Genomic DNA, 17,541 nt, shown 5'->3' on the forward strand with positions numbered 1-17,541 from the left:
GCCATCACCTACCTCGCCCTCTTCCGCGGCGACCCACGGAGCCGACCATGAACGAGCTCACCATCAACGTCGTCGGCGCGCCGGCACCACAGGGCTCCAAGCGCGCCTTCGTCGTCAACGGCCGCGCCGTCATGGCCGAGTCCTCGAAGAAGGTCAAGCCCTGGCGCCAGGACGTGAAGTCCGCCGTCGAGGACCTCCACGAGGTGGTCCCCGCACTCGACCAGCTGCCCTTCACCGGCCCCCTCGAGGTCGTCATCGACTTCTACCTCCCCCGGCCCGGCTACCACTTCGGCACCGGCCGCAACGCCGGCGTCCTCAAGGCCAACGCCCCCACCCACGTCGACAAGAAGCCCGACGCCGACAAGCTCCTCCGCTCCACCCTCGACGGCCTCAAGGAGGCCGGCATCTACCGCGACGACGCCCAGGTCGCCATCGTGACCGGGCGCAAGTACTACGCCAACGCCGCCACCGGCGCACGCATCACCGTGCGCCCCCTCAACGTTTCCCCGGCCGACGGTGCCTCCCCCGTCACCGCGGCCGGGGAGACCCCCGCCGAGGAGGTGCTGTTCCCGTGACCACCCGCGACGAGCAGGACATCCGCTACTGGCTCACCCCCGCCGGCTGCATGGCCTCCGGACCACACCAACCGGACATCGACGGCCGCCACTGCCGTGTCTGCGGAACCCGCCTCGACGAGGTGACCTGCTGATGTTCCTCACCGAAGTCCCCGAGCTGGACGGCGCTGCCTGCGCCGACACCAGCAACCCCGACGCCTTCTTCTCCTTCGAGGAGTGGGAGACCGAGCAGGCCCGCAACATCTGCCGACGCTGCCCCGCCATCCGCGACTGCCTCGCCTGGGCCCTCACCCACCGCGAGCACGGCATCTGGGCCGGCACCACACCAGAACAGCGCGACGCCCTGGTGCGCCGCCACGCCAGCAAGGAGCCAGCATGACCACCAGCATCGACCTCGACGCCGCCCTCGACGACGTCCTCGAGCACGAGTACGACCAGCCCGACGGAACACGCCTCCCCGAGGTCCAGGAGCCGTACGTCACCGCCCTGCCCATCGAGGACCTCTTCGCCGACCACACCTACCAACGCGAGCTCGACGAGAAGCGCGTCGTCAAGATGGCCCGAGAGTTCCGACTCGCGCTCGTCGGCATCGTCGAAGTCGCCGACCGCGGGCCTGACACCGCCCCGCGATACGCGATCCTCGACGGCCAGCACCGCTGGGCCACCGTCCGCGACCGCTCCTTCGGACAGGTCGCCCCGCACCTCCCCTGCCGCGTGCACACCGGCCTCACGATCGACCAAGAGGCCAAGCTCTACCACGAGCTCAACACCACCAGGAAGCAGCTGACCGGCTGGGACCGCTGGCTCGCCCGCCGCGGCGCCGGCGACCCCATCGTCCGCGACATCGAGGCCCTCCTCGACCGCCACGGGCTCGTCGTCTCCCTCCGCGGAGGCGGCAACGTCTTCCGCGCCACCCGCACCGCCGAGAAGCTCGTCGAGCTCAACGGCCTCCCGCTGCTCGAGGAGGTCATCGGCATCACCCGCGCCGCATGGCCCGACGACCAGAACGGCATGGACGGCCACATCCTCCACGGGCTCGGTCACGTGCTGAACGCCTACACGCGCGACGAGCTGGACGTCGAGCGGCTCATCACCGAGCTCGCAGGCATCCTTCCCCGCCAGCTCGCCGCACGAGCGGCTGCCGTCCGCGAGCTCCACAAGGGCACGGTCGACCGGCTCGTCGGCCACGTCATCGTCGAGCGGTACAACGTCTCCAAGGGCCCCAAGCTCGAGGCGTTCTTCTCCCGCGTGAAGCCCGTCTCCAAGGCCAAGACCACGAAGGCGAAGTACGAAGAGGAGTACCGGGCCGCCGCCAAGGCCTGGGCCAGCGAGACCCGCTTCAACGGTTCGACCTACCACGCCCGCGCGGGCAAGGCGCTCGTCGCCGCGTTCGTCGCGGCCGGCGAGCCCGGAGCCCCCACCAAGCCGGAGGGGCTCGAGTGACCCCCGACGACCCGCGCCACGGCACCCCGCGCGGCTACTCAGTGCACCGCGAGGACGGCGAGCAGCCGTGCGCGGCGTGCAAGCGCGCCGTCGCCAAGTACGAGCAGGAGCGGCAGCTCGACCTCCTCAGCGGCCGCGGCCCCCGACTCGTCGACTCCACCGGATCCATCCGCCGCCTCCGCGCGCTCGCGGCCATCGGCTGGCCCTGGCCCGCACTCGACCTCATGCCCTGCGGTCAGGTCTGGCAGCTCACCCGACGCGACACCATCCGCCGCGACACCGCCGAGCGCATCGCCGAGGTCTACGACCGCCTCAGCATGACCCCAGGCCCGTCCATCCGCGCCGTGCGCCGCGCGGCCGCCAACGGCTGGGCGCCGCCCCTCGCGTGGAACGACATCGACAACGACCCAGCGCCGTGCCTGCCGACCGGCGCGCGGCATGACGTCGACGAGGTCGTCGTCGTCCGCATCCTCGCCGGCGACGCGTCCCCAGCCCGGTCCGCCAACCCCGCCGAGCGCCGTGCGGTCGTTGCGGCCTGGCTCGACCGCGGCCGCTCCCTACAAGACCTCGAGCGCCTCACCGGATGGCGCGCTCACCGCTACCTCGACAACAACCAAGGAGACACGGCCGCATGACCGACACCACCGCCAAGATCCGCGCCAAGGGCCTCGACGGCACCGGCTTCACCGAAGACCTCGCCGCCCGGCTCTTCAACAACGTCGGCGCCAACCTCAAGGCCATCATCGAGCTCCAGGTCGTCGACAAGCACGGCCCCAACCTCGACGGCAAGCGCGGCATCGAGCTCGTCATCACCCAGCTCGAGGTCGCCGACAACATCGACCTCGAGGACCACCTCCGCGAGCTCACCCAGACCCTCTACTACAACCGCGGCCTCGACGGACACACCGGCACCACCACCGAAGGCCAGGAGCGCACCGTCGCCGACGTCATGGCCTCCGGACAGCACTTCCGACCACACCCGTTCCTGCCCGTCGACGCCAGCCAGGACAACCCCATCTGCGACGTCTGCGGCAGCGTCGAGGCCTCCGCCCAGCACTCCCAGCAGGACGTCCTCGACCAGCCCGACGACCCGGAGAACCCCGCGGAGCCCGCGCTCGACGTGTCCGGCTTCGACGAGCAGAACCAGCTCGACGACGAGCGCGCGGAGGAGGCGGCCGAGGCCATCGACGAGGCGTACGCAGATGGCGACCCGCTCTTCGACGGCCCGCACGCCTACGACGCCGGCCCCGACGACGTCTGCCTCTGCGGAGCCCCCTTCGAGGACGAGATCCACCGCTTCGTCGGCGAGACCGGTCTCAGCGTCACCAGCGACCCCTTCACCGTGCCCGCCACCACCTGAGACCTGGGCTCGGGGAGTCAACGCCACCACGCCGCCGGACCTACACGACGCCGTGGACCGAAGGACACCCAACAAGGGGCGGTCGCCTTCGTCAGCCCCGGTGCACCTGCTCCCCGAGCCCAACCCCACGCCCACACGCCAGACAACGACGATCGAGGCGCCAGTGACCCACGACGGACCACCAACCCGTCCCCCACACCTGCGGCCCGTCACCGACGAGCCGCCCTACGACCCTGAGTACGACCACCCCGGCCGCGTCTCCTCACACGACCCACTCGCCGAACGCGCGCTCCTCAACGCCGTCATCGTCGACCCAGACGCAGCCGGCCAGCTCGCCGGCGACATCACCAGCACCGACTTCCACCTCACCGCCCACGAGACCATCTGGAACACCTGGCACCAGCTCCTCGAGCACGACGGCGCACACCCCGACCCCGTCGTCCTCAACGCCGCCCTCGTCAAGGCCAAGCAGCCCGACGCCGTCCGCGCGCTTGTCGACGTCCTCGCCACCCCCTCCACCCCCGCGCTCGTCGACCAGTACGTCCGCATCGTCCGCGACCACACCCGCATCCGCGCCGCCGTCAAGGCCTACTCCGACCTCGGCCGCGCCCTCACCAACCCCGACCCCGACCAGCTCGACGCACTCCTCTGCGACGCCGCCGACGCCCTCGAACGCGCCGCTACCTACGCCGGCGGCACCCGCACCAACACCACCGGCCTCGCCGACCTCACCTGGGTCCTCTCCGGCGTCGCACCCACCAACCCACCACCCGTCTACGCCCGACGCCTAGACGGCACCGCCCTGTTCTACAAGGGCCGCGTCAACGGCGTCTTCGGCGACCCCGAGAGCGGCAAGACCTGGCTCGGCCTCGTCGCCGGCGTCGAAGCCATGCACGAAGGCGGCCTCTTCGCCATGGTCGACGTCGACCACAACGGCCAGGACCACACCGTCGCCCGCCTCATGCTCCTCGGCGCCCGCATCGAACACCTCGCCGACCCCGACCGGTTCCGCTACTACGAACCCGACGACGCCGACGAGCTCCGCGCCGCCGTCCGCGACGTCACCACCCTCGCCCCCGACGTCTTCCTCCTCGACTCCATCGGCGAAGTCCTCCCCATGCTCGGCGTGAAGTCCGTCGACAACGACGAGATCACCGCCGCCCTCCGCGAGATCGTCATGCCACCCGCCAAGGTCGGCTCCTGCGTCATCCACGTCGACCACCTCCCCAAGTCTGCCGACGCCCGCTCTACCGGCTACGCCATCGGCGGCACCGCCAAGAAGCGCGCCACCGACGGCGCATACATCCGCGTCGAAGCACGCACCCAGCCCGTCCCCGGCGGCATCGGCCGCATGACCCTCCGGATCGAGAAGGACCGCACCGGCGAGCTCCGCAAGAGCAGCGGCGGCGGATACGCCGGCGACTTCGTCCTCGACTCCACCCTCTCCCACGTCACCACCTGGTCCATCGGCCGCATGGAAGCCCCCAAGAACGCCGACGGCACCTTCCGACCCACCACCAACATGGAGAAGGTCGCCGCCTACGTCGCCGAGCACCCCCAGTGCACCGGCCGCGACATCGAAGCCGCCATCCCCGGCACCGCGAAGTACATCCGCGACGCCCTCACCATCCTCATCACCGAGGGCCACATCGTCCGCACCAAGGGCCTCAACCGGTCCTGGCAGCACACCCTCGCCATCCCCTACCGAGAGGCCGAAGATGACCTTGCTCAGCCCCAGCTCTGACACCCCCCACCCGGTGCGTCGGCGGTGCGTCGGCGGTGCGTCGGATCAGCCCTCCCAGGGCATGCGCGAGTCCGGTGCGTCGGTCGGTCCCCACCCTTACGGGACCGACGCACCGAGCGAGCCCTCCGCCGGTGCGTCGGCAACCAGTGCGTCGGGTGCGTCGGACACCTCCACCGACACGCGCACCTGCAGGGTCTGCGGCTGCACCGACTGGGCAGCCTGCCTCAACGCCTTCAACCAGCCCTGCTACTGGATCGAACCCGACCTCTGCTCCGAGTGCCGACCCCACGCCGAGGCCTGCTCATGACCACCCCCGTCGGCAACGAGCCCATGCCCTGCGAGCGGTGCGGCCTACCCCATGCCAGGTGTCTGGCGCACCGTCGCGACGGGCAGCCGTGCGGTCAGCCTCGGATGACCGGGCAGCGGGTCTGCAAGATGCACGGCGGGAAGTCGAAGGGCGCCCAAGAGAACGCCGAGCAGCGCCAAGCCGAGGCGAAGGCAGACGCGGCGGTCCGTGAGCTGTGGCCAGGCCTGGCGGACATCGAACCGGTGAAGGACCCGATCGACCTGCTGGCCCGGTCGGCGGCTGCGCTCGAGCACATGGCCGACACGGTGGGTGCTCGGGTGAACGACCTCAACGGGAAGGTCGCGACCGGGGAGTCCATGTCGCAGCTGCGTGCTGAGGTCGTGCTGCTCGACCGGCTGCTGGACAAGGTCATCAAGTCCTCGGACCGGCTCGCCAGCCTGGGCATCGCTGAGCGGCAGGTGGAGATCCAGGCGGCGCAGGCGGAGATCGTGGTCGCGGCGGTGCGGCTGATGCTGGACGCGCTGCACGGCGAGGTGCCTGGTGGTCTGTCGCCGGCTGCTCGTGAGGTCGCGATCCGGGCGTTCCTGTCGGGGTTGGGTCGTGGGCCGGAGCAGCTCGAGGCCGGCGGTGCGGCATGAAGCCTCCGCCTCACGTTCGCAACCCCACGCCGTCACACGTCGTCGACGCTGACGACCAGGTCCTCGAGGTCGGCGGGCACTGCGGGCTCTACATCGACCTGCAGCCCGAGGACTCCGCCCCGATGCGGGGCGACTGGGTGGCGACCGAGGCCGGCTCGCGCTACCTCGTCGACGACGTGCGTCTGGTCAGGTCCCGCCGCCACGCCCAGGTGAATCGCTACCAGATGCAGGTCCTGCGGCTGCCGAAGCACGCGGTCCCGCCGGCGGACGTGCACGTGATCTGGCTGCGCTGGTACCCGCGAGGGAGGCGCTCGTGAGCGACCTGACCCAGTTCCGCGACCACTGCAAACGCATGGGTGGCCCGATCACCCAGCGCAACATCCACCTCTCGCGCGAGGACCGCGCCGTGTTCCGGGCGCTGGCCCGGGAGGTCGACCGCTACCTCGAGCGCCCCGACGACACCGCCCAGCCCGACGACACCGACGACCTGCTGACCCACCTCGACACCCAGGAGAACCGATGACCGACCAGACCCCAACCACCAGCACCCACGCGATGAGCCCCGTCCCGGTCCCACCCGAAGCCGCGGCCACCCGGCCGCACCTCCAGGCTCTGCGCATCGGCCCGCCTCCCGGTATCTCCGACCAAGACTGCGGCACCGTCGAGGCACTTGCCGGCTTCCAGGACGGCTACCCTCTCTTCGCTGACTACTGGCGCCCCACCCTCGACCAGCTCGAGGTCCTCGCCGCCGGCGGGTTCATCGAGCTCATCCAGTACACGCCGCGGATGGTCATGCACTCGATGACCGTCTGGGCCGGATCCGAGGCCGACACCTCACCCGTCGAGTTCGCCGAGGAGCCGAGCGCGATCGCGTATGCGTACCTCCAGCACATCCACGTCGCGGGCCGCTGCGTGAAGAACCGGCACGGCGACCGGTGCCGCCAGGGTCCCTGCTCGTGGGTCGACTGCCAGAACGAGGGCGAGCACTACCACCAGACCTCGGAGACGTGGATCAACCCGGGTGACCCGCACGCCGGCGAGACGCACGTCGAGGTGACCGCGGACGGGCTCGTGACCGTGAGCGAGGCCGTGATGGCGCGGCTGCTGACCGACGCCGGCTGGGAGCGTGCACGATGAGGCGCCTGCGTGCGCGGGTCCGTCGGCTGCTGCGCCTCGGCCGGATCGCGCCGTGGTGGCGTCGGTTCAAGGCCAACGGCTACCGCGTCGACCGCTGCGCCGAGTGCGGCCACCGGTTCCGCTGGTCCATGGATCCCCGCCACGCGAACGGCAACCGCGACGGCAAGCACTACCACGGCCCCTGCCTGTCGAACGTGACCTGGCGACGCAAGGCCGAGGACCGCCTCACCGTGCTCGACCTCGCGCTCTACACCACGCACACGACACCGAAGGACCTGCGCGACTTGGCCAGCCTGCAGTACTCCGACCTCGACCACGACGTCCGAGCGATTGGCAACAACCGCGTGTGGTCGGTGCTCTACGACCTCGAGAAGCGCAGCGGCACCAGCGAGGCCGCACTGTGAGGGCGTTGACGGTGCAGCAGCCGTGGGCGTGGGCCATCGTGCACGGCGGGAAGGACGTCGAGAACCGCACCCAGGCGTGGTCGTACCGCGGCCCGCTCGCCATCCACGCGGGTTCGCGCATCAGCCAGCGCGGCGTCGAGAGCCCGCTCATCGACGCCGCGTTCCACCGCCGCCCGCACGAGGTGCCGCTCTCCGACATCCGCGGTTGCGAGGCGCTTGGCGCGATCATCGGCGTGGTCGACATGGTCGACGCGCACTGGTGCTACGGCGACCCCGAAGACGTCGGCTGCTGCAAGCCGTGGGGCGAGGTGGAGTACGTCGAGCACGGCGGCCGCACCCGCCGAGACGTCGTCCACCTGGTGCTCGAGAACCCGCGGCCGCTCGCCGAGCCGATCCCCGCGCGCGGCCGGCTCGGGCTGTGGACGCCTGAGGACGCGCTGCTCGCCCAGATCCGAGAGCAGGTGCCGGCGTGATCAGTACTCGTTGTCCGGGTCGCCGGCCCACCACTCGCGATCCCGCTCCTCGAGCACGTCCTGCAGATCCCGCCACGCCTCGACGTCCTCGACCGTCGTCGGCTCGCGCTCGGGCTGCGGCTGGCTCACCCAACCATGGTGCGGCCATGACGATCCGGACGCAACGGGCCTGGGGACTGCTACTTCTGCACGACCGAGGAACCAGGCTGCTGCCCGCCCGCCGCAGCACGCCACGCGATCGCCGCGTCTCGCAGCATCGCGGCTCCACTCGGGCCCCCGTGCTCGACCGCCTTCTTCGTCATCGTCGCGACGGCGTCGTAGATGGCCTCGCGGGCCTCGCTCTGACTGGCCATGACTGGTCTCCCTTCGTACCCGGGTGCCCTGCGCCCCCGGCTCACCCAGACCGTACGCACTCCCACCCACATCGCCTGGAGAACGCGTGACCGAGCACCGCCCACCCGCCTGCCACTACGACCGTCGCCTCGGGGAGCGGGTCACCACCGAACACCGCGACGACTGCACCGAGCCGATCGGGCACCGCGGCTGCAAGCCCTGCACCGCACCCCACTGCGTCGTGTGCGGCAGCACCCACGCCACCAACGACCACCCTGTCACCTGCCCGTCCTGCCAGGGCAAGGTCGACCAGGACCTCGTCGAGCTCGAGCAGGCCTACGACGCCCTCGCCCTCGAGGCGATCGACGGCGGCGGCGACGGCCGGCTCGTCGCCGCCGCACCGATCCCTGGCGGCGACGCGCAGGTCCTCCGCGGCCCTACGGCGATCGGGATCCGCACCTACCGCGGCTGGACACCCGAGAGTTACCACCGCGACCACCCGATCTCCGACCGCACCGGCCAGCCCACCGACCCGATCCCGCCCCTCGCGGTGCTCGCCGTGCTGGAGGACGCCTACCGCACCTGGCTCGGCCACTCCCCCGCCTCTACCGCCACCGTGTCGGGCGCGGTCGCCTACCTGCGCCGCCAGTTGCCGTACCTCGCCCAGCGGACCGACGGCCCCGACTGGCAGGCCTTCACCGCACAGATCCGGACCCTGCGCGCCCAGCTGGAGCACGCCCTCCACGACGGCCGCGACCCCGAGCGGGGCGTCGAGTGCTTCGAGTGCGGTGAGACCCTCGTGCGACGGTGGCGCCGCGCCGCGCCCTGCACCCACCCGACGCCCGCCCGGGCCGAGCTCCACCGGTGGGCCAGCCTCGGCTACCCCGAAGCCCTCACCGCCGCCGACATCCGTGCCGCCTACCAGCCGTGCGGCCTCTGCGACCAGGGCGGCATCGAGGACCCGTCCGCCGGCCAGTCGTGGGAGTGCCCCGGCTGCCGGAAGGACTACGACCCGGGCGAGTACGCCACCGCCGTACGACGTGACCTCCTCACCGGCGGGCCGGACCACGACGGGTGGACGCACATCGCGATGGCCGCGGAGGCGGTGACCATGATGACCGGGGTGACGTTCGGGCCCGACCGGGTCCGCCGGTGGATGGACCGGATGCAGGTCGCGGCGGTGTGCCGGTGGCGTGCCGAGCGCCGCGGTGGGGTGCTGGTGAGCGTGCAGAACGGGCTGCGGCTGGTGCAGTGGACCGACGTCCGCGATCGCGCGGACGAGTCGATCCGGCGTGCGAAGGAGCTCGAGCTGGAGCGCCGCCACGTCGACGCGCAGCGCCAGCAGCTGCGGACAGCGATCGACCAGGGCGAGGAGCCGGCCGAGGCCGGGAAGCGTCTCGGGATCCACCCGGCGCGGGTCGCGAAGTTCCTCGACGAGTGGGAGGCCGAGGCCCGTCAGGAGGCGCGTGGTGAGCGGCTGCGGCACGCGAACTGACCGCGCCGTCGTGGGGCCCGGTGTTGCCTTCCACTCGGATCTGTGTCATCTTTCGTCCCAGACCTCGCGTACCCGAAACACGGCCGCGGGGTCGTCGCATGTCCCGAGGAGGTGCGGCCGATGAGCACCATGCTGGCCGACCCGGACCTCTGGAAGGACATGGTCGCGACCCGGCTCGCACCCGAGGTCCGCACGAAGCGGTGGGCCACCCCGGGCGAGATGGCCAAGGACTTCGACCGCCGCACCGTCCAGACCCCGGCGCTCGACGTCATCGACCGTGAGCTCGTCGACGTCGCCGAAGGCCGCACCCAGCGCCTGATCGTGAACATCGGCCCGCAAGAGGGCAAGAGCGAGCGCATCAGCCGCCGCTTCCCGCTGTGGGTGCTGCAACGCAACCCCAACCTGCGCATCGGCATCGTGTCGTTCGGCAAGAACGTCGCCCGCCGGTTCGGCCGCCGCATCCGCGACGACCTCCGCGCCCACCCCGAGCTCGGCCTCACGCTCTCCCAGTCCTCGCAGCGCCAGGACGAGTTCGAGCTCCTCGGGTACGACGGCGGCGTGGTCTGTGTCGGCATCGACGGCGACCTCACGTCCCGCCCGATCGACCTGCTGATCATCGACGACCCGTACAAGAACGCCGGCGACGCGGACTCTAAGGCCTGGGCGAAGACGGTCCGGGAGTTCTGGACCGAGACCGCGCTCGCCCGCCTCGCCCCCGGCGCACCGGTCGTGCTGGTGCAGACCCGGTGGCGCGACGACGACCTGGCCGGCTGGCTCGCCAAGGACCAGCCCGACCTGTGGCGCACCGTCCGGATCCCCGCGCAGGCCGACCACGACCCGGAGAAGGGCGAGGCCGACCCCCTCGGCCGCCAGCCGGGCGAGTGGCTGATCTCTGCTCGAGGCCGCTCGGCCGCCGACTGGGAGCAGCGCCGGCGTGAGGTCGGCTCCCGCGCCTGGTCGGCTCAGTACCAGGGGTCGCCGTCGCCGGAGCAGGGCACGTTCTTCAAGCGCGAGTGGTGGCAGGAGTACGAGCGGCCGCTGTGGCTTGAGCGCGAGGACGGCACCCGGATCGTCACCGGGTTCGACGACCTCCTCGTGTCGTGGGACATGACGTTCAAGGACACCGCCGGCACCGACTACGTGTCCGGGCAGGTGTGGGGCCGCATCGGCGTCAACGTCTACCTCCTCGACCGGGTCCACGGCCGCATGGACTTCGTGGCGACCTGCCGCGCCGTACGCCAGCTCGCCGCGAAGTGGCCCCAGGCTCTGCTCCACGTCGTCGAGGACAAGGCCAACGGTCCCGCGGTCATCTCGATGCTGCGCCACCAGGTCCCCGGCCTGGTCCCGGACGAACCGGACGGCGGGAAGACCGCCCGCGCGGCCGCCGTGTCGCCGCTGGTGGAGGCCAAGAACGTGTGGCTGCCGGCCCCCGAGCTGTGCCCGTGGGTCGGTGAGGTCATCGACGAGTGCGCCGGGTTCCCCACCGCGGCCCACGACGACGACGTCGACGCTCTCTCCCAGGCGTTGAAGCGGCTCATCGTGATGCCGCTCCTCGCTGGGCAGGACCTCGGCGACGGCAGCGGCGTCGTGCACGCGGAAGACGTGTACGCGCAGCTCGCCGGCTTCGGCTCCTACATCCCCTGACCTGCGCCGTTGCGCATTTCTCGATCACGAATGAGGAGGTGAGCGACTGATGGCCGGACTCATCCCCGACAGCCCCAGCGTCGCCGCCGCCCCCGTCGTCGAGCAGCTCCAGTCCGAGCTCCGCGCCGAGCAGGAAACGAACCTCCTCCTCCGCGAGTCCATGGCCGACCTCACCCTCGCCCTCGAGGACAAGGGCTGGGTCGACATCGCCTCGTCGGTGCAGCGCGACTTCTCCCCCGAGGCCCGCAAAGCCCTGAGCAGCCTGTGCCGCACCATGGCGATCGCCAACCCGCTCCTCAAGCGCGGCATGCTCGTCCGGATCGGCTACATCTGGGGCCAGGGCGTCCAGGTCCGCGCCCGGGCCGCCGGCGAAGAGCAGGCCCAAGACGTCAACACCGTGGTGCAGAGCTTCTGGGACGCCAATTCGACCGCCCTGTCCGGCGACGAGGCCCACGACAAGCTCGAGCGCGGCGTCGCGACCGAGGGCAACGTCTACATCGCGTGCTTCACCAGCCCCATGACCGGCGACGTCCGCGTCCGCACCGCGCTGGCCGACGAGATCGTCGACATCATCTGCAACCCTGAGGACCGCGACGAGCCGTGGTTCTACATCCTCGAGGTACCGCAGAAGATCGTCGAGAAGGCCTACCAGCCCGGCCAGACCCGCACCCGCAACCAGGTCGCCCGCATCGCCCATCCCGCGCTCGGCTACCGACCGCAGCAGCGGCCCAAGTCGATCGACGGGATCCCGATCCGCTGGGACGCCCCGATCAAGCACGTGAAGGTCAACCCCGTCGCCGGCTGGCGGTACGGCGTGCCCGACATCTACGCATCCCTCGCCTGGGCGCGGGCGTACAAGGACTTCCTCGTCGACTGGGCGCAGCTCACCCACTCGCTGTCCCTGATCGCCTGGCAGGCCACCGGCGGCACGGCGTCAAAGGCGCAGAAGATCGCCCAGGAGGTCAAGAAGGCCAACGGCGGCAACGGCCCCGGCGTGGGCGGCATCCCGCCCCTCGGGTCGGGCCCCGCCGGCCAGGCTGCAGTCGGCACCCCGGACGTGAAGCTCGAGGCCGTGTCGAAGTCCGGCGCGACCATCGACGCGAACTCCGGCAAGCCGCTCGCCGGCATGGCGGCCGCCGGCCTCGGCCTCCCGGTCACGATGCTCCTCGCCGACCCCGGTGTCACCGGCGCCCGCGCGGTGGCCGAGACCCTCGACCTGCCGACCATCCTCGAGATGGGGATGCGGCGGCTGCTGTGGCAGGCCGCGTTCACCGAGATCATCGAGTACGTCATCGACCAGGCCGTCCTCGCACCGCGCGGCCCGCTGCGCGGCACCCTCGCCCGCGACGAGTGGGGCCAGCTGCAGGTGACGCTGACCGGGGACGTCGAGAAGACGCTGGACTGGGACTGGCCGCCGCTCGTCGACGTCGACCCCGTGCAGCTGGTCAACGCGATCGTGTCCGCGTCCGACACCAAGATCGGCGGCGCAGTGCCGCTGGTGTTGCTGCGGCTCCTGCTGAACGCCCTGGGTGTGAAGGACGTCGACGAGGTCCTCGACGACGTCACCGACGAAGAGGGCAACTGGCTCGACCCCGAAGCGTCCGCCGGCGACGCGGCGGTGCAACGGTTCCGCCGCGGCGAAGACCCGGCCGAGGTGCTGTGATGGACCACGCCCGCGTCGTGTCCGTGCGGATCGAGCACCTCGAGCACGAGCACGGCCTGTGGTGCAACACCTGCATGCTCTCCACCGGGATGCGGTTCACCGTCGCCGTCATCAGCCGCTCCGGGATGCACCTCCAAGACCGCCTCTGGTGCTACGAGCACGAGGGCTCCCGCGGCGTCGTCGTGGAGTCCTGATGGCCGTCACCACCGAGACCCTCCGCCTGCAGGCCGAGATCCGCGCCAACCTCGACCGCATCGTCGACAACCAGACCCGCGACCTCGTCGCCGCCTGGGCCGACGCCTGGGACGAGGTCTCCCCCGACCTCACCGCAGCCCTCCTCGAGCAGCTCGTCGCCGGCGAAACCATCACCCGCGCCCAGCTGCTCCGCTCCACCCGCCTCCGCAAGGCCCTGCAGGTCATCAAGGCCCAGCTCGAGACCCTCGCCACCGACGCCGGCGTGCGCATCGTCGCCGACCTGCAGGACGTCATCGACACCGCCGGCGCCGCACAGGCCTCCGTCATCGACTCCCAGCTGCCCCCGAACGCCGACCAGCTCGTCGACCTCGACGCCTGGTCCCGCGTCGACGCCGACCAGGTCGCCGCGATCGTCACCCGCACGACCGAGCAGATCACCTCGCTGGCCCGCCCGATCCCGGCCGAGCAGTACGCGATCCTGCGCCGCGAGCTCATCCGCGGGATGGCGGCCGGATCCAACCCACGCGCCACCGCCGCCCGGATCATGCGCCGCACCGAGGGCCGGTTCAACGGCGGCCTCACCCGCGCGCTGGTGATCTCCCGCACCGAGACTCTCGACGCCCACCGTGCGGCCGCCCGCCTCGGCCGCCTCGCGCACGCGGACGTCCTCGGCGGTTGGACCTGGCTGGCGAAGCTCGACGCGCGCACCTGCCCGTCGTGCTGGGCGCAGCACGGGTCGCTGCACGACGTCGACGAGCTCGGTCCGCAGGACCACCAGCAGGGCCGGTGCACCGCGGTGCCGACCACGAAGTCGTGGAAGGACCTCGGCATCGACATCGAGGAGCCGCCGTCGCTGCTCCCCGATGCGGCGCACCAGTTCGCGACCCTCTCCCCGGCCGAGCAGAAGCAGATCCTCGGGCCGGCCCGGTACGCCGCGTGGGTGCGCGGCGAGTTCCTGATGAACGCCTGGTCGGTGCGTCGTACGACCGACGGGTGGCGTGACTCCTACGGGGTCGCGCCGGCGCCTGGCGCCTCGAGGGGCGGCCGCCGGTCCCGCAAGGCCGCCTGACCCGGGACTGGTGCGACTGCTGGGCATCGCTCGCAGCGCATCACGCGGTCCATGCCGCGGCTGCTGGGACGTAGCTCGGCCAGCACCCAGACGTGCTCGACGCAGTCGGCGTCGTCGTCCATTCCCACCCGCGAACGCTACCCCGACCCACGGAGGTCTGACCATGCCCAAGCGCATCGCCGAGCAGGCCACGCTCGTCGAGTCGGTCGACAAGAAGACCGGCCGCATCCTCGTCGACATCGTCACCCCCGGCGTCGGGTCCTCCGGCTACTACTCCCCCGAGGTCTGCGAGGCCGCCGCCGGCCTGGTCACGGTCGGCACCCAGATGTTCATCGACCACCCGACCGACGCCGAGGAGATGGAGCGCCCCATCCGGTCGGTCAAGGACATCGCCGCGGTATTCACCGAGCCGGCCCGCTGGGACCCTGACCGCGGTGAGGCCGGCTCTCTGGTCGCCGAGGCGCAGGTCGTGCCCGCGTGGGTCGAGACCATGGAGGTCATCCAGGGCGCCATCGGGGTCTCCCTCCGCGGATCCGCGACCGACATCGTCGAGGGCGAACGCCCGGACGGGAGCCGCGGCCGCATCGTCGAGGGCCTCCACGCGATCGACTCCGTCGACTTCGTGACGCGCGCTGGCCGTGGCGGCGCGTTCTCGCTCCTCGAGTCGGCGCGCCCGTCGCGGGTCAACCACCGCGCGGTCGGCCACGGCCTCGAGGAGGCCACCGTCAACGACACCCGCGAGGCCCTGCAGACCACCCTCCGCGACGCCTACGCCGGCGACAAGACCTACGTGTGGGTCCGCGACTTCGACGACTCCACCGTCTGGTTCGAGGTCGAAGGCGAGGGCGACGACAACGGCATCTACGCCCAGGCCTACTCGGCCGACGGCACCGAGCTGTCTGGCGACCGCACCGAGGTGCGCGTGCAGACCACCTACGTCCCGGTCACCCGACCGGACAGCAACACCCCCACCACCGAGGAGTCCCAGGAGGACACCATGGGCAAGATCCAGATCGAGGAGTCGGAGCACACCCGGCTCACCGAGAAGGCCGGTCGGGTGGACGCTCTCGAGTCCGAGAACGCCACCCTCAAGGCCGAGAAGGCAGCGCTCGAGGAGGGCCGCGCCGCGGACCAGCGCCGGGCGCGCGCGATGGACCTCATCCGCGAGCACGAGCACGCCTTCACCCCGCTCGAGGCGAAGGGCCTCGTCGCCGAGCTGCCCGTCAAGGAGGGCGTGCTCGACGAGGAGGCGTTCGGCACGCAGCTCGCCGAGCACGCCGCCGCGGCCGCCCAGGCCAAGGGCGCCGGCACGGTCACCGGCTTCGGCCAGACCACCGACACCACCAAGACCACCACCGAGTCGGCGGCCGCGCCGGCCAAGTCCGCCTGGGGCCGGTCCCTGAGCGAGAAGGGAGCCTGAGATGGCGACCAACGAGAAGTTCCGCCCCGGCGACAAGGTCTCCCTCCCGGTCATCGCCGGCAAGAAGTCCGGCGACCCCGTCCGCGTCGGCTCGCTGAACGGCGTCTGCGCCACCGACCGCGCGAAGGTCGACGTCGCGCCGACCAACGCCGACGGCACGGTCAACACGTCGTACAACTACGGCGGCGGCAACGTCACGGGCAACGCCTCGGTGTGGCTCGACGGCGCCCACGAGTTCACCGTCGCCTTCGCCGTGGCCAACGTCGGCGACCCGGTCTACATCCTCGCCGACGGCTCCGCGCTGACCGGCACGGCCTCGGGCAACAACCTGTTCGGCCACGCCCTGACCACGAAGGGCGCGCCCAGCGGGCCCCTGACCGTTCGCATCGCGAACTGATCGGAGACACCAGATGACCATCGAGCTGCTCTCCGGATCCGCCGCGGTCGAGGCCGCATCGGACTCGGACTTCTCCGGGACCGTCAACCCGCGGTTCTACGGCGTGACCGAGGCCCTGGCCCTCGAGGCCACGTCCAAGCTCTCCGCCGCGTTCAGCAACCAGTGGGGCGCGGACGTCAAGCTCGCGGAGGCCTTCTCCACCAGCGACTTCAAGCTGGCGGCCGCTAAGGAGCTCGACGCCGAGATGCTCGCGCAGTACGACGAGCTGCCCTCGACGTGGGACCAGTACACCGACACCACCACGGTGCGCGACTTCCGCCCCAAGCGGCTGCAGTCGCGGTGGCGCTCCACGATCGGCATGGCCCGCGTGCCGGAGCTCACCGAGTACCCGGCGGACGACCGCCGCGGTGCCACGGAGTACGCGATCCAGGTGGCCAAGTACGGTCGCCGGTTCGCGATCTCGTGGGAGGCCTGGCTCAACAACGAGGCCATCGGCGAGCTCGAGGACCTCCCGGCCGAGCTGGCCCGCCAGGCCCGCGAGACCGAGATGATCGCCGCGGTGTCCAACCTGCTGCTCGTCGACCCGGCCACCAACACGGCCTCCGACGTCAACACGGCGTTCTTCAAGGCCGGCAACAACAACGCGCCGACCGCGCTGCCGCTGACCCGGGACAACCTCAAGGCGGTCCTGGACGGCATGGCCACGAAGAAGGACCCCAACTCCAAGCGGGTCATCGCCCGCCCGGAGATGGTCGTGGTGATCCCGAAGGCGCTCGAGGCCACCATGCTCGCGATCATCAAGCCCACGATCGTGCGCAAGCAGACCGGCACCAACCCGGTCGTGCAGACCGAGGAGAGCAACGAGTTCGCCAACCTCTCCTACGTCGTCGAGCCCATGCTCGACTTCGTCAACACCCACGCCGCGGCGGCCACCACCTGGTTCGTCCTGCCCAAGCCGCGCTCGACGCGTCCCGCCATGTGGGTCGCGAAGCTCGCCGGGCACGAGCAGCCCGACCTGCGGGTCAAGGCCGACACCGGCAACCGCATCGGCGGCGGCCAGATCTCCGCGCTGGAGGGGTCGTTCGAGATCGACGACATCCAGTACCGCGGCCGCCACATCGTGGGCAACCAGCAGGGCGACCCGCTGTTCACCTACGTCAGCCGCGGCGCCTGACCTACAGCTGCGTGACCCCCGGTGGGGCGAGGACGGTCTGAGCCCCTCGCCCCACCGGACCAGCACCACC

The 17,541-nt window shown here is 71.3% G+C and carries 23 protein-coding genes; 21 read left to right on the top strand and 2 right to left on the bottom strand.

Translation table 11 applies throughout. The features are described 5' to 3' along the window. Positions 1-47: 47 nt before the first annotated feature. The 13 genes from VGE38_RS07030 (at position 48) to VGE38_RS07090 (ending at position 8,081) form a co-directional block, all read left to right on the top strand. Complete coding sequence (locus VGE38_RS07030; protein WP_331141820.1) at positions 48-575, top strand: RusA family crossover junction endodeoxyribonuclease; 528 nt, start codon at positions 48-50, stop codon at positions 573-575. Beyond that, positions 572-709, top strand: a complete 138-nt coding sequence (locus VGE38_RS07035; protein WP_331141821.1) for a hypothetical protein — start codon at positions 572-574, stop codon at positions 707-709. Before VGE38_RS07030 ends, VGE38_RS07035 begins: the two co-directional genes overlap by 4 nt. Continuing rightward, positions 709-954 carry a WhiB family transcriptional regulator gene (locus VGE38_RS07040; protein ID WP_331141822.1) on the top strand — a complete coding sequence of 82 codons (246 nt, stop codon included), beginning with the start codon at positions 709-711 and terminating at the stop codon, positions 952-954. The genes VGE38_RS07035 and VGE38_RS07040 overlap by 1 nt, the downstream gene beginning before the upstream one ends. Continuing rightward, on the top strand, positions 951-2,018 hold the full coding sequence (locus tag VGE38_RS07045; protein ID WP_331141823.1) for a DUF6551 family protein: 1,068 nt from the start codon (positions 951-953) through the stop codon (positions 2,016-2,018). Before VGE38_RS07040 ends, VGE38_RS07045 begins: the two co-directional genes overlap by 4 nt. Continuing rightward, positions 2,015-2,653 (top strand): hypothetical protein, encoded by a 639-nt coding sequence (locus VGE38_RS07050; protein WP_331141824.1) that lies wholly within the window; start codon positions 2,015-2,017, stop codon positions 2,651-2,653. Before VGE38_RS07045 ends, VGE38_RS07050 begins: the two co-directional genes overlap by 4 nt. Continuing rightward, complete coding sequence (locus VGE38_RS07055) at positions 2,650-3,378, top strand: hypothetical protein (protein ID WP_331141825.1); 729 nt, start codon at positions 2,650-2,652, stop codon at positions 3,376-3,378. The genes VGE38_RS07050 and VGE38_RS07055 overlap by 4 nt, the downstream gene beginning before the upstream one ends. A gap of 163 nt (positions 3,379-3,541) precedes the next feature. Beyond that, complete coding sequence (locus tag VGE38_RS07060) at positions 3,542-5,122, top strand: DnaB-like helicase N-terminal domain-containing protein (RefSeq protein WP_331141826.1); 1,581 nt, start codon at positions 3,542-3,544, stop codon at positions 5,120-5,122. Between the two features lie 330 nt (positions 5,123-5,452). Continuing rightward, a complete protein-coding gene (locus VGE38_RS07065) occupies positions 5,453-6,067 on the top strand; it encodes an HGGxSTG domain-containing protein (protein WP_331141858.1) in 615 nt (204 codons plus the stop codon). Then, on the top strand, positions 6,064-6,384 hold the full coding sequence (locus VGE38_RS07070; RefSeq protein WP_331141827.1) for a hypothetical protein: 321 nt from the start codon (positions 6,064-6,066) through the stop codon (positions 6,382-6,384). Before VGE38_RS07065 ends, VGE38_RS07070 begins: the two co-directional genes overlap by 4 nt. Continuing rightward, entirely contained in the window at positions 6,381-6,590 is a 210-nt protein-coding gene (locus tag VGE38_RS07075; RefSeq protein ID WP_331141828.1) for a hypothetical protein, read from the top strand. The genes VGE38_RS07070 and VGE38_RS07075 overlap by 4 nt, the downstream gene beginning before the upstream one ends. After that, a complete protein-coding gene (locus tag VGE38_RS07080; protein WP_331141829.1) occupies positions 6,587-7,204 on the top strand; it encodes a hypothetical protein in 618 nt (205 codons plus the stop codon). Before VGE38_RS07075 ends, VGE38_RS07080 begins: the two co-directional genes overlap by 4 nt. Then, positions 7,201-7,608, top strand: a complete 408-nt coding sequence (locus VGE38_RS07085; RefSeq protein WP_331141830.1) for a hypothetical protein — start codon at positions 7,201-7,203, stop codon at positions 7,606-7,608. The genes VGE38_RS07080 and VGE38_RS07085 overlap by 4 nt, the downstream gene beginning before the upstream one ends. 11 nt (positions 7,609-7,619) lie before the next feature. Continuing rightward, positions 7,620-8,081, top strand: a complete 462-nt coding sequence (locus VGE38_RS07090; protein WP_524538543.1) for an ASCH domain-containing protein — start codon at positions 7,620-7,622, stop codon at positions 8,079-8,081. Here the strand turns inward: VGE38_RS07090 and VGE38_RS07095 are convergent, their stop codons facing one another. Together VGE38_RS07095 and VGE38_RS07100 are read right to left on the bottom strand one after the other, a co-directional pair. Beyond that, positions 8,082-8,210 carry a hypothetical protein gene (locus tag VGE38_RS07095; protein ID WP_331141832.1) on the bottom strand — a complete coding sequence of 43 codons (129 nt, stop codon included), beginning with the start codon at positions 8,208-8,210 and terminating at the stop codon, positions 8,082-8,084. 50 nt (positions 8,211-8,260) lie between these two features. After that, positions 8,261-8,434 carry a hypothetical protein gene (locus tag VGE38_RS07100; protein WP_331141833.1) on the bottom strand — a complete coding sequence of 58 codons (174 nt, stop codon included), beginning with the start codon at positions 8,432-8,434 and terminating at the stop codon, positions 8,261-8,263. 86 nt (positions 8,435-8,520) lie between these two features. On the opposite strand from VGE38_RS07100, the gene VGE38_RS07105 reads away from it, so the two are divergent. From VGE38_RS07105 to VGE38_RS07140, 8 genes are all read left to right on the top strand, one after another. Further along, positions 8,521-9,909, top strand: a complete 1,389-nt coding sequence (locus VGE38_RS07105) for a hypothetical protein (RefSeq protein WP_331141834.1) — start codon at positions 8,521-8,523, stop codon at positions 9,907-9,909. A gap of 120 nt (positions 9,910-10,029) precedes the next feature. Next, entirely contained in the window at positions 10,030-11,553 is a 1,524-nt protein-coding gene (terL, locus tag VGE38_RS07110) for a phage terminase large subunit (protein WP_331141835.1), read from the top strand. Positions 11,554-11,602: 49 nt separating this feature from the next. After that, entirely contained in the window at positions 11,603-13,216 is a 1,614-nt protein-coding gene (locus tag VGE38_RS07115; RefSeq protein WP_331141836.1) for a hypothetical protein, read from the top strand. Further along, on the top strand, positions 13,216-13,410 hold the full coding sequence (locus VGE38_RS07120; protein ID WP_331141837.1) for a hypothetical protein: 195 nt from the start codon (positions 13,216-13,218) through the stop codon (positions 13,408-13,410). The genes VGE38_RS07115 and VGE38_RS07120 overlap by 1 nt, the downstream gene beginning before the upstream one ends. Further along, the gene (locus tag VGE38_RS07125; protein ID WP_331141838.1) at positions 13,410-14,480 is read left to right on the top strand and encodes a phage minor head protein; all 1,071 of its coding nucleotides are present in this window, start codon (positions 13,410-13,412) and stop codon (positions 14,478-14,480) included. Before VGE38_RS07120 ends, VGE38_RS07125 begins: the two co-directional genes overlap by 1 nt. Before the next feature lie 163 nt (positions 14,481-14,643). Continuing rightward, the gene (locus VGE38_RS07130; RefSeq protein ID WP_331141839.1) at positions 14,644-15,900 is read left to right on the top strand and encodes a hypothetical protein; all 1,257 of its coding nucleotides are present in this window, start codon (positions 14,644-14,646) and stop codon (positions 15,898-15,900) included. Between the two features lies 1 nt (position 15,901). Next, positions 15,902-16,297 carry a DUF2190 family protein gene (locus tag VGE38_RS07135; protein ID WP_331141840.1) on the top strand — a complete coding sequence of 132 codons (396 nt, stop codon included), beginning with the start codon at positions 15,902-15,904 and terminating at the stop codon, positions 16,295-16,297. 13 nt (positions 16,298-16,310) lie between these two features. Next, entirely contained in the window at positions 16,311-17,471 is a 1,161-nt protein-coding gene (locus VGE38_RS07140) for a phage major capsid protein (protein ID WP_331141841.1), read from the top strand. The last annotated feature ends 70 nt before the right edge of the window (positions 17,472-17,541 follow it).

This window comes from Nocardioides sp., from assembly GCF_036405735.1.
In the GTDB taxonomy this organism is placed as follows: Bacteria; Actinomycetota; Actinomycetes; order Propionibacteriales; family Nocardioidaceae; genus Nocardioides.

Bases quoted from the DNA above. Each gene is read 5' to 3' on its own strand.
- VGE38_RS07030 (WP_331141820.1), top strand. From the start codon at position 48: ATGAACGAGCTCACCATCAACGTCGTCGGCGCGCCGGCACCACAGGGC.
- VGE38_RS07040 (WP_331141822.1), top strand. From the start codon at position 709: ATGTTCCTCACCGAAGTCCCCGAGCTGGACGGCGCTGCCTGCGCCGAC.
- VGE38_RS07045 (WP_331141823.1), top strand. From the start codon at position 951: ATGACCACCAGCATCGACCTCGACGCCGCCCTCGACGACGTCCTCGAG.
- VGE38_RS07055 (WP_331141825.1), top strand. From the start codon at position 2,650: ATGACCGACACCACCGCCAAGATCCGCGCCAAGGGCCTCGACGGCACC.
- VGE38_RS07065 (WP_331141858.1), top strand. From the start codon at position 5,453: ATGCCCTGCGAGCGGTGCGGCCTACCCCATGCCAGGTGTCTGGCGCAC.
- VGE38_RS07070 (WP_331141827.1), top strand. From the start codon at position 6,064: ATGAAGCCTCCGCCTCACGTTCGCAACCCCACGCCGTCACACGTCGTC.
- VGE38_RS07080 (WP_331141829.1), top strand. From the start codon at position 6,587: ATGACCGACCAGACCCCAACCACCAGCACCCACGCGATGAGCCCCGTC.
- VGE38_RS07085 (WP_331141830.1), top strand. From the start codon at position 7,201: ATGAGGCGCCTGCGTGCGCGGGTCCGTCGGCTGCTGCGCCTCGGCCGG.
- VGE38_RS07100 (WP_331141833.1), bottom strand. From the start codon at position 8,434: ATGGCCAGTCAGAGCGAGGCCCGCGAGGCCATCTACGACGCCGTCGCG.
- terL (WP_331141835.1), top strand. From the start codon at position 10,030: ATGAGCACCATGCTGGCCGACCCGGACCTCTGGAAGGACATGGTCGCG.
- VGE38_RS07115 (WP_331141836.1), top strand. From the start codon at position 11,603: ATGGCCGGACTCATCCCCGACAGCCCCAGCGTCGCCGCCGCCCCCGTC.
- VGE38_RS07120 (WP_331141837.1), top strand. From the start codon at position 13,216: ATGGACCACGCCCGCGTCGTGTCCGTGCGGATCGAGCACCTCGAGCAC.
- VGE38_RS07125 (WP_331141838.1), top strand. From the start codon at position 13,410: ATGGCCGTCACCACCGAGACCCTCCGCCTGCAGGCCGAGATCCGCGCC.
- VGE38_RS07130 (WP_331141839.1), top strand. From the start codon at position 14,644: ATGCCCAAGCGCATCGCCGAGCAGGCCACGCTCGTCGAGTCGGTCGAC.
- VGE38_RS07135 (WP_331141840.1), top strand. From the start codon at position 15,902: ATGGCGACCAACGAGAAGTTCCGCCCCGGCGACAAGGTCTCCCTCCCG.
- VGE38_RS07140 (WP_331141841.1), top strand. From the start codon at position 16,311: ATGACCATCGAGCTGCTCTCCGGATCCGCCGCGGTCGAGGCCGCATCG.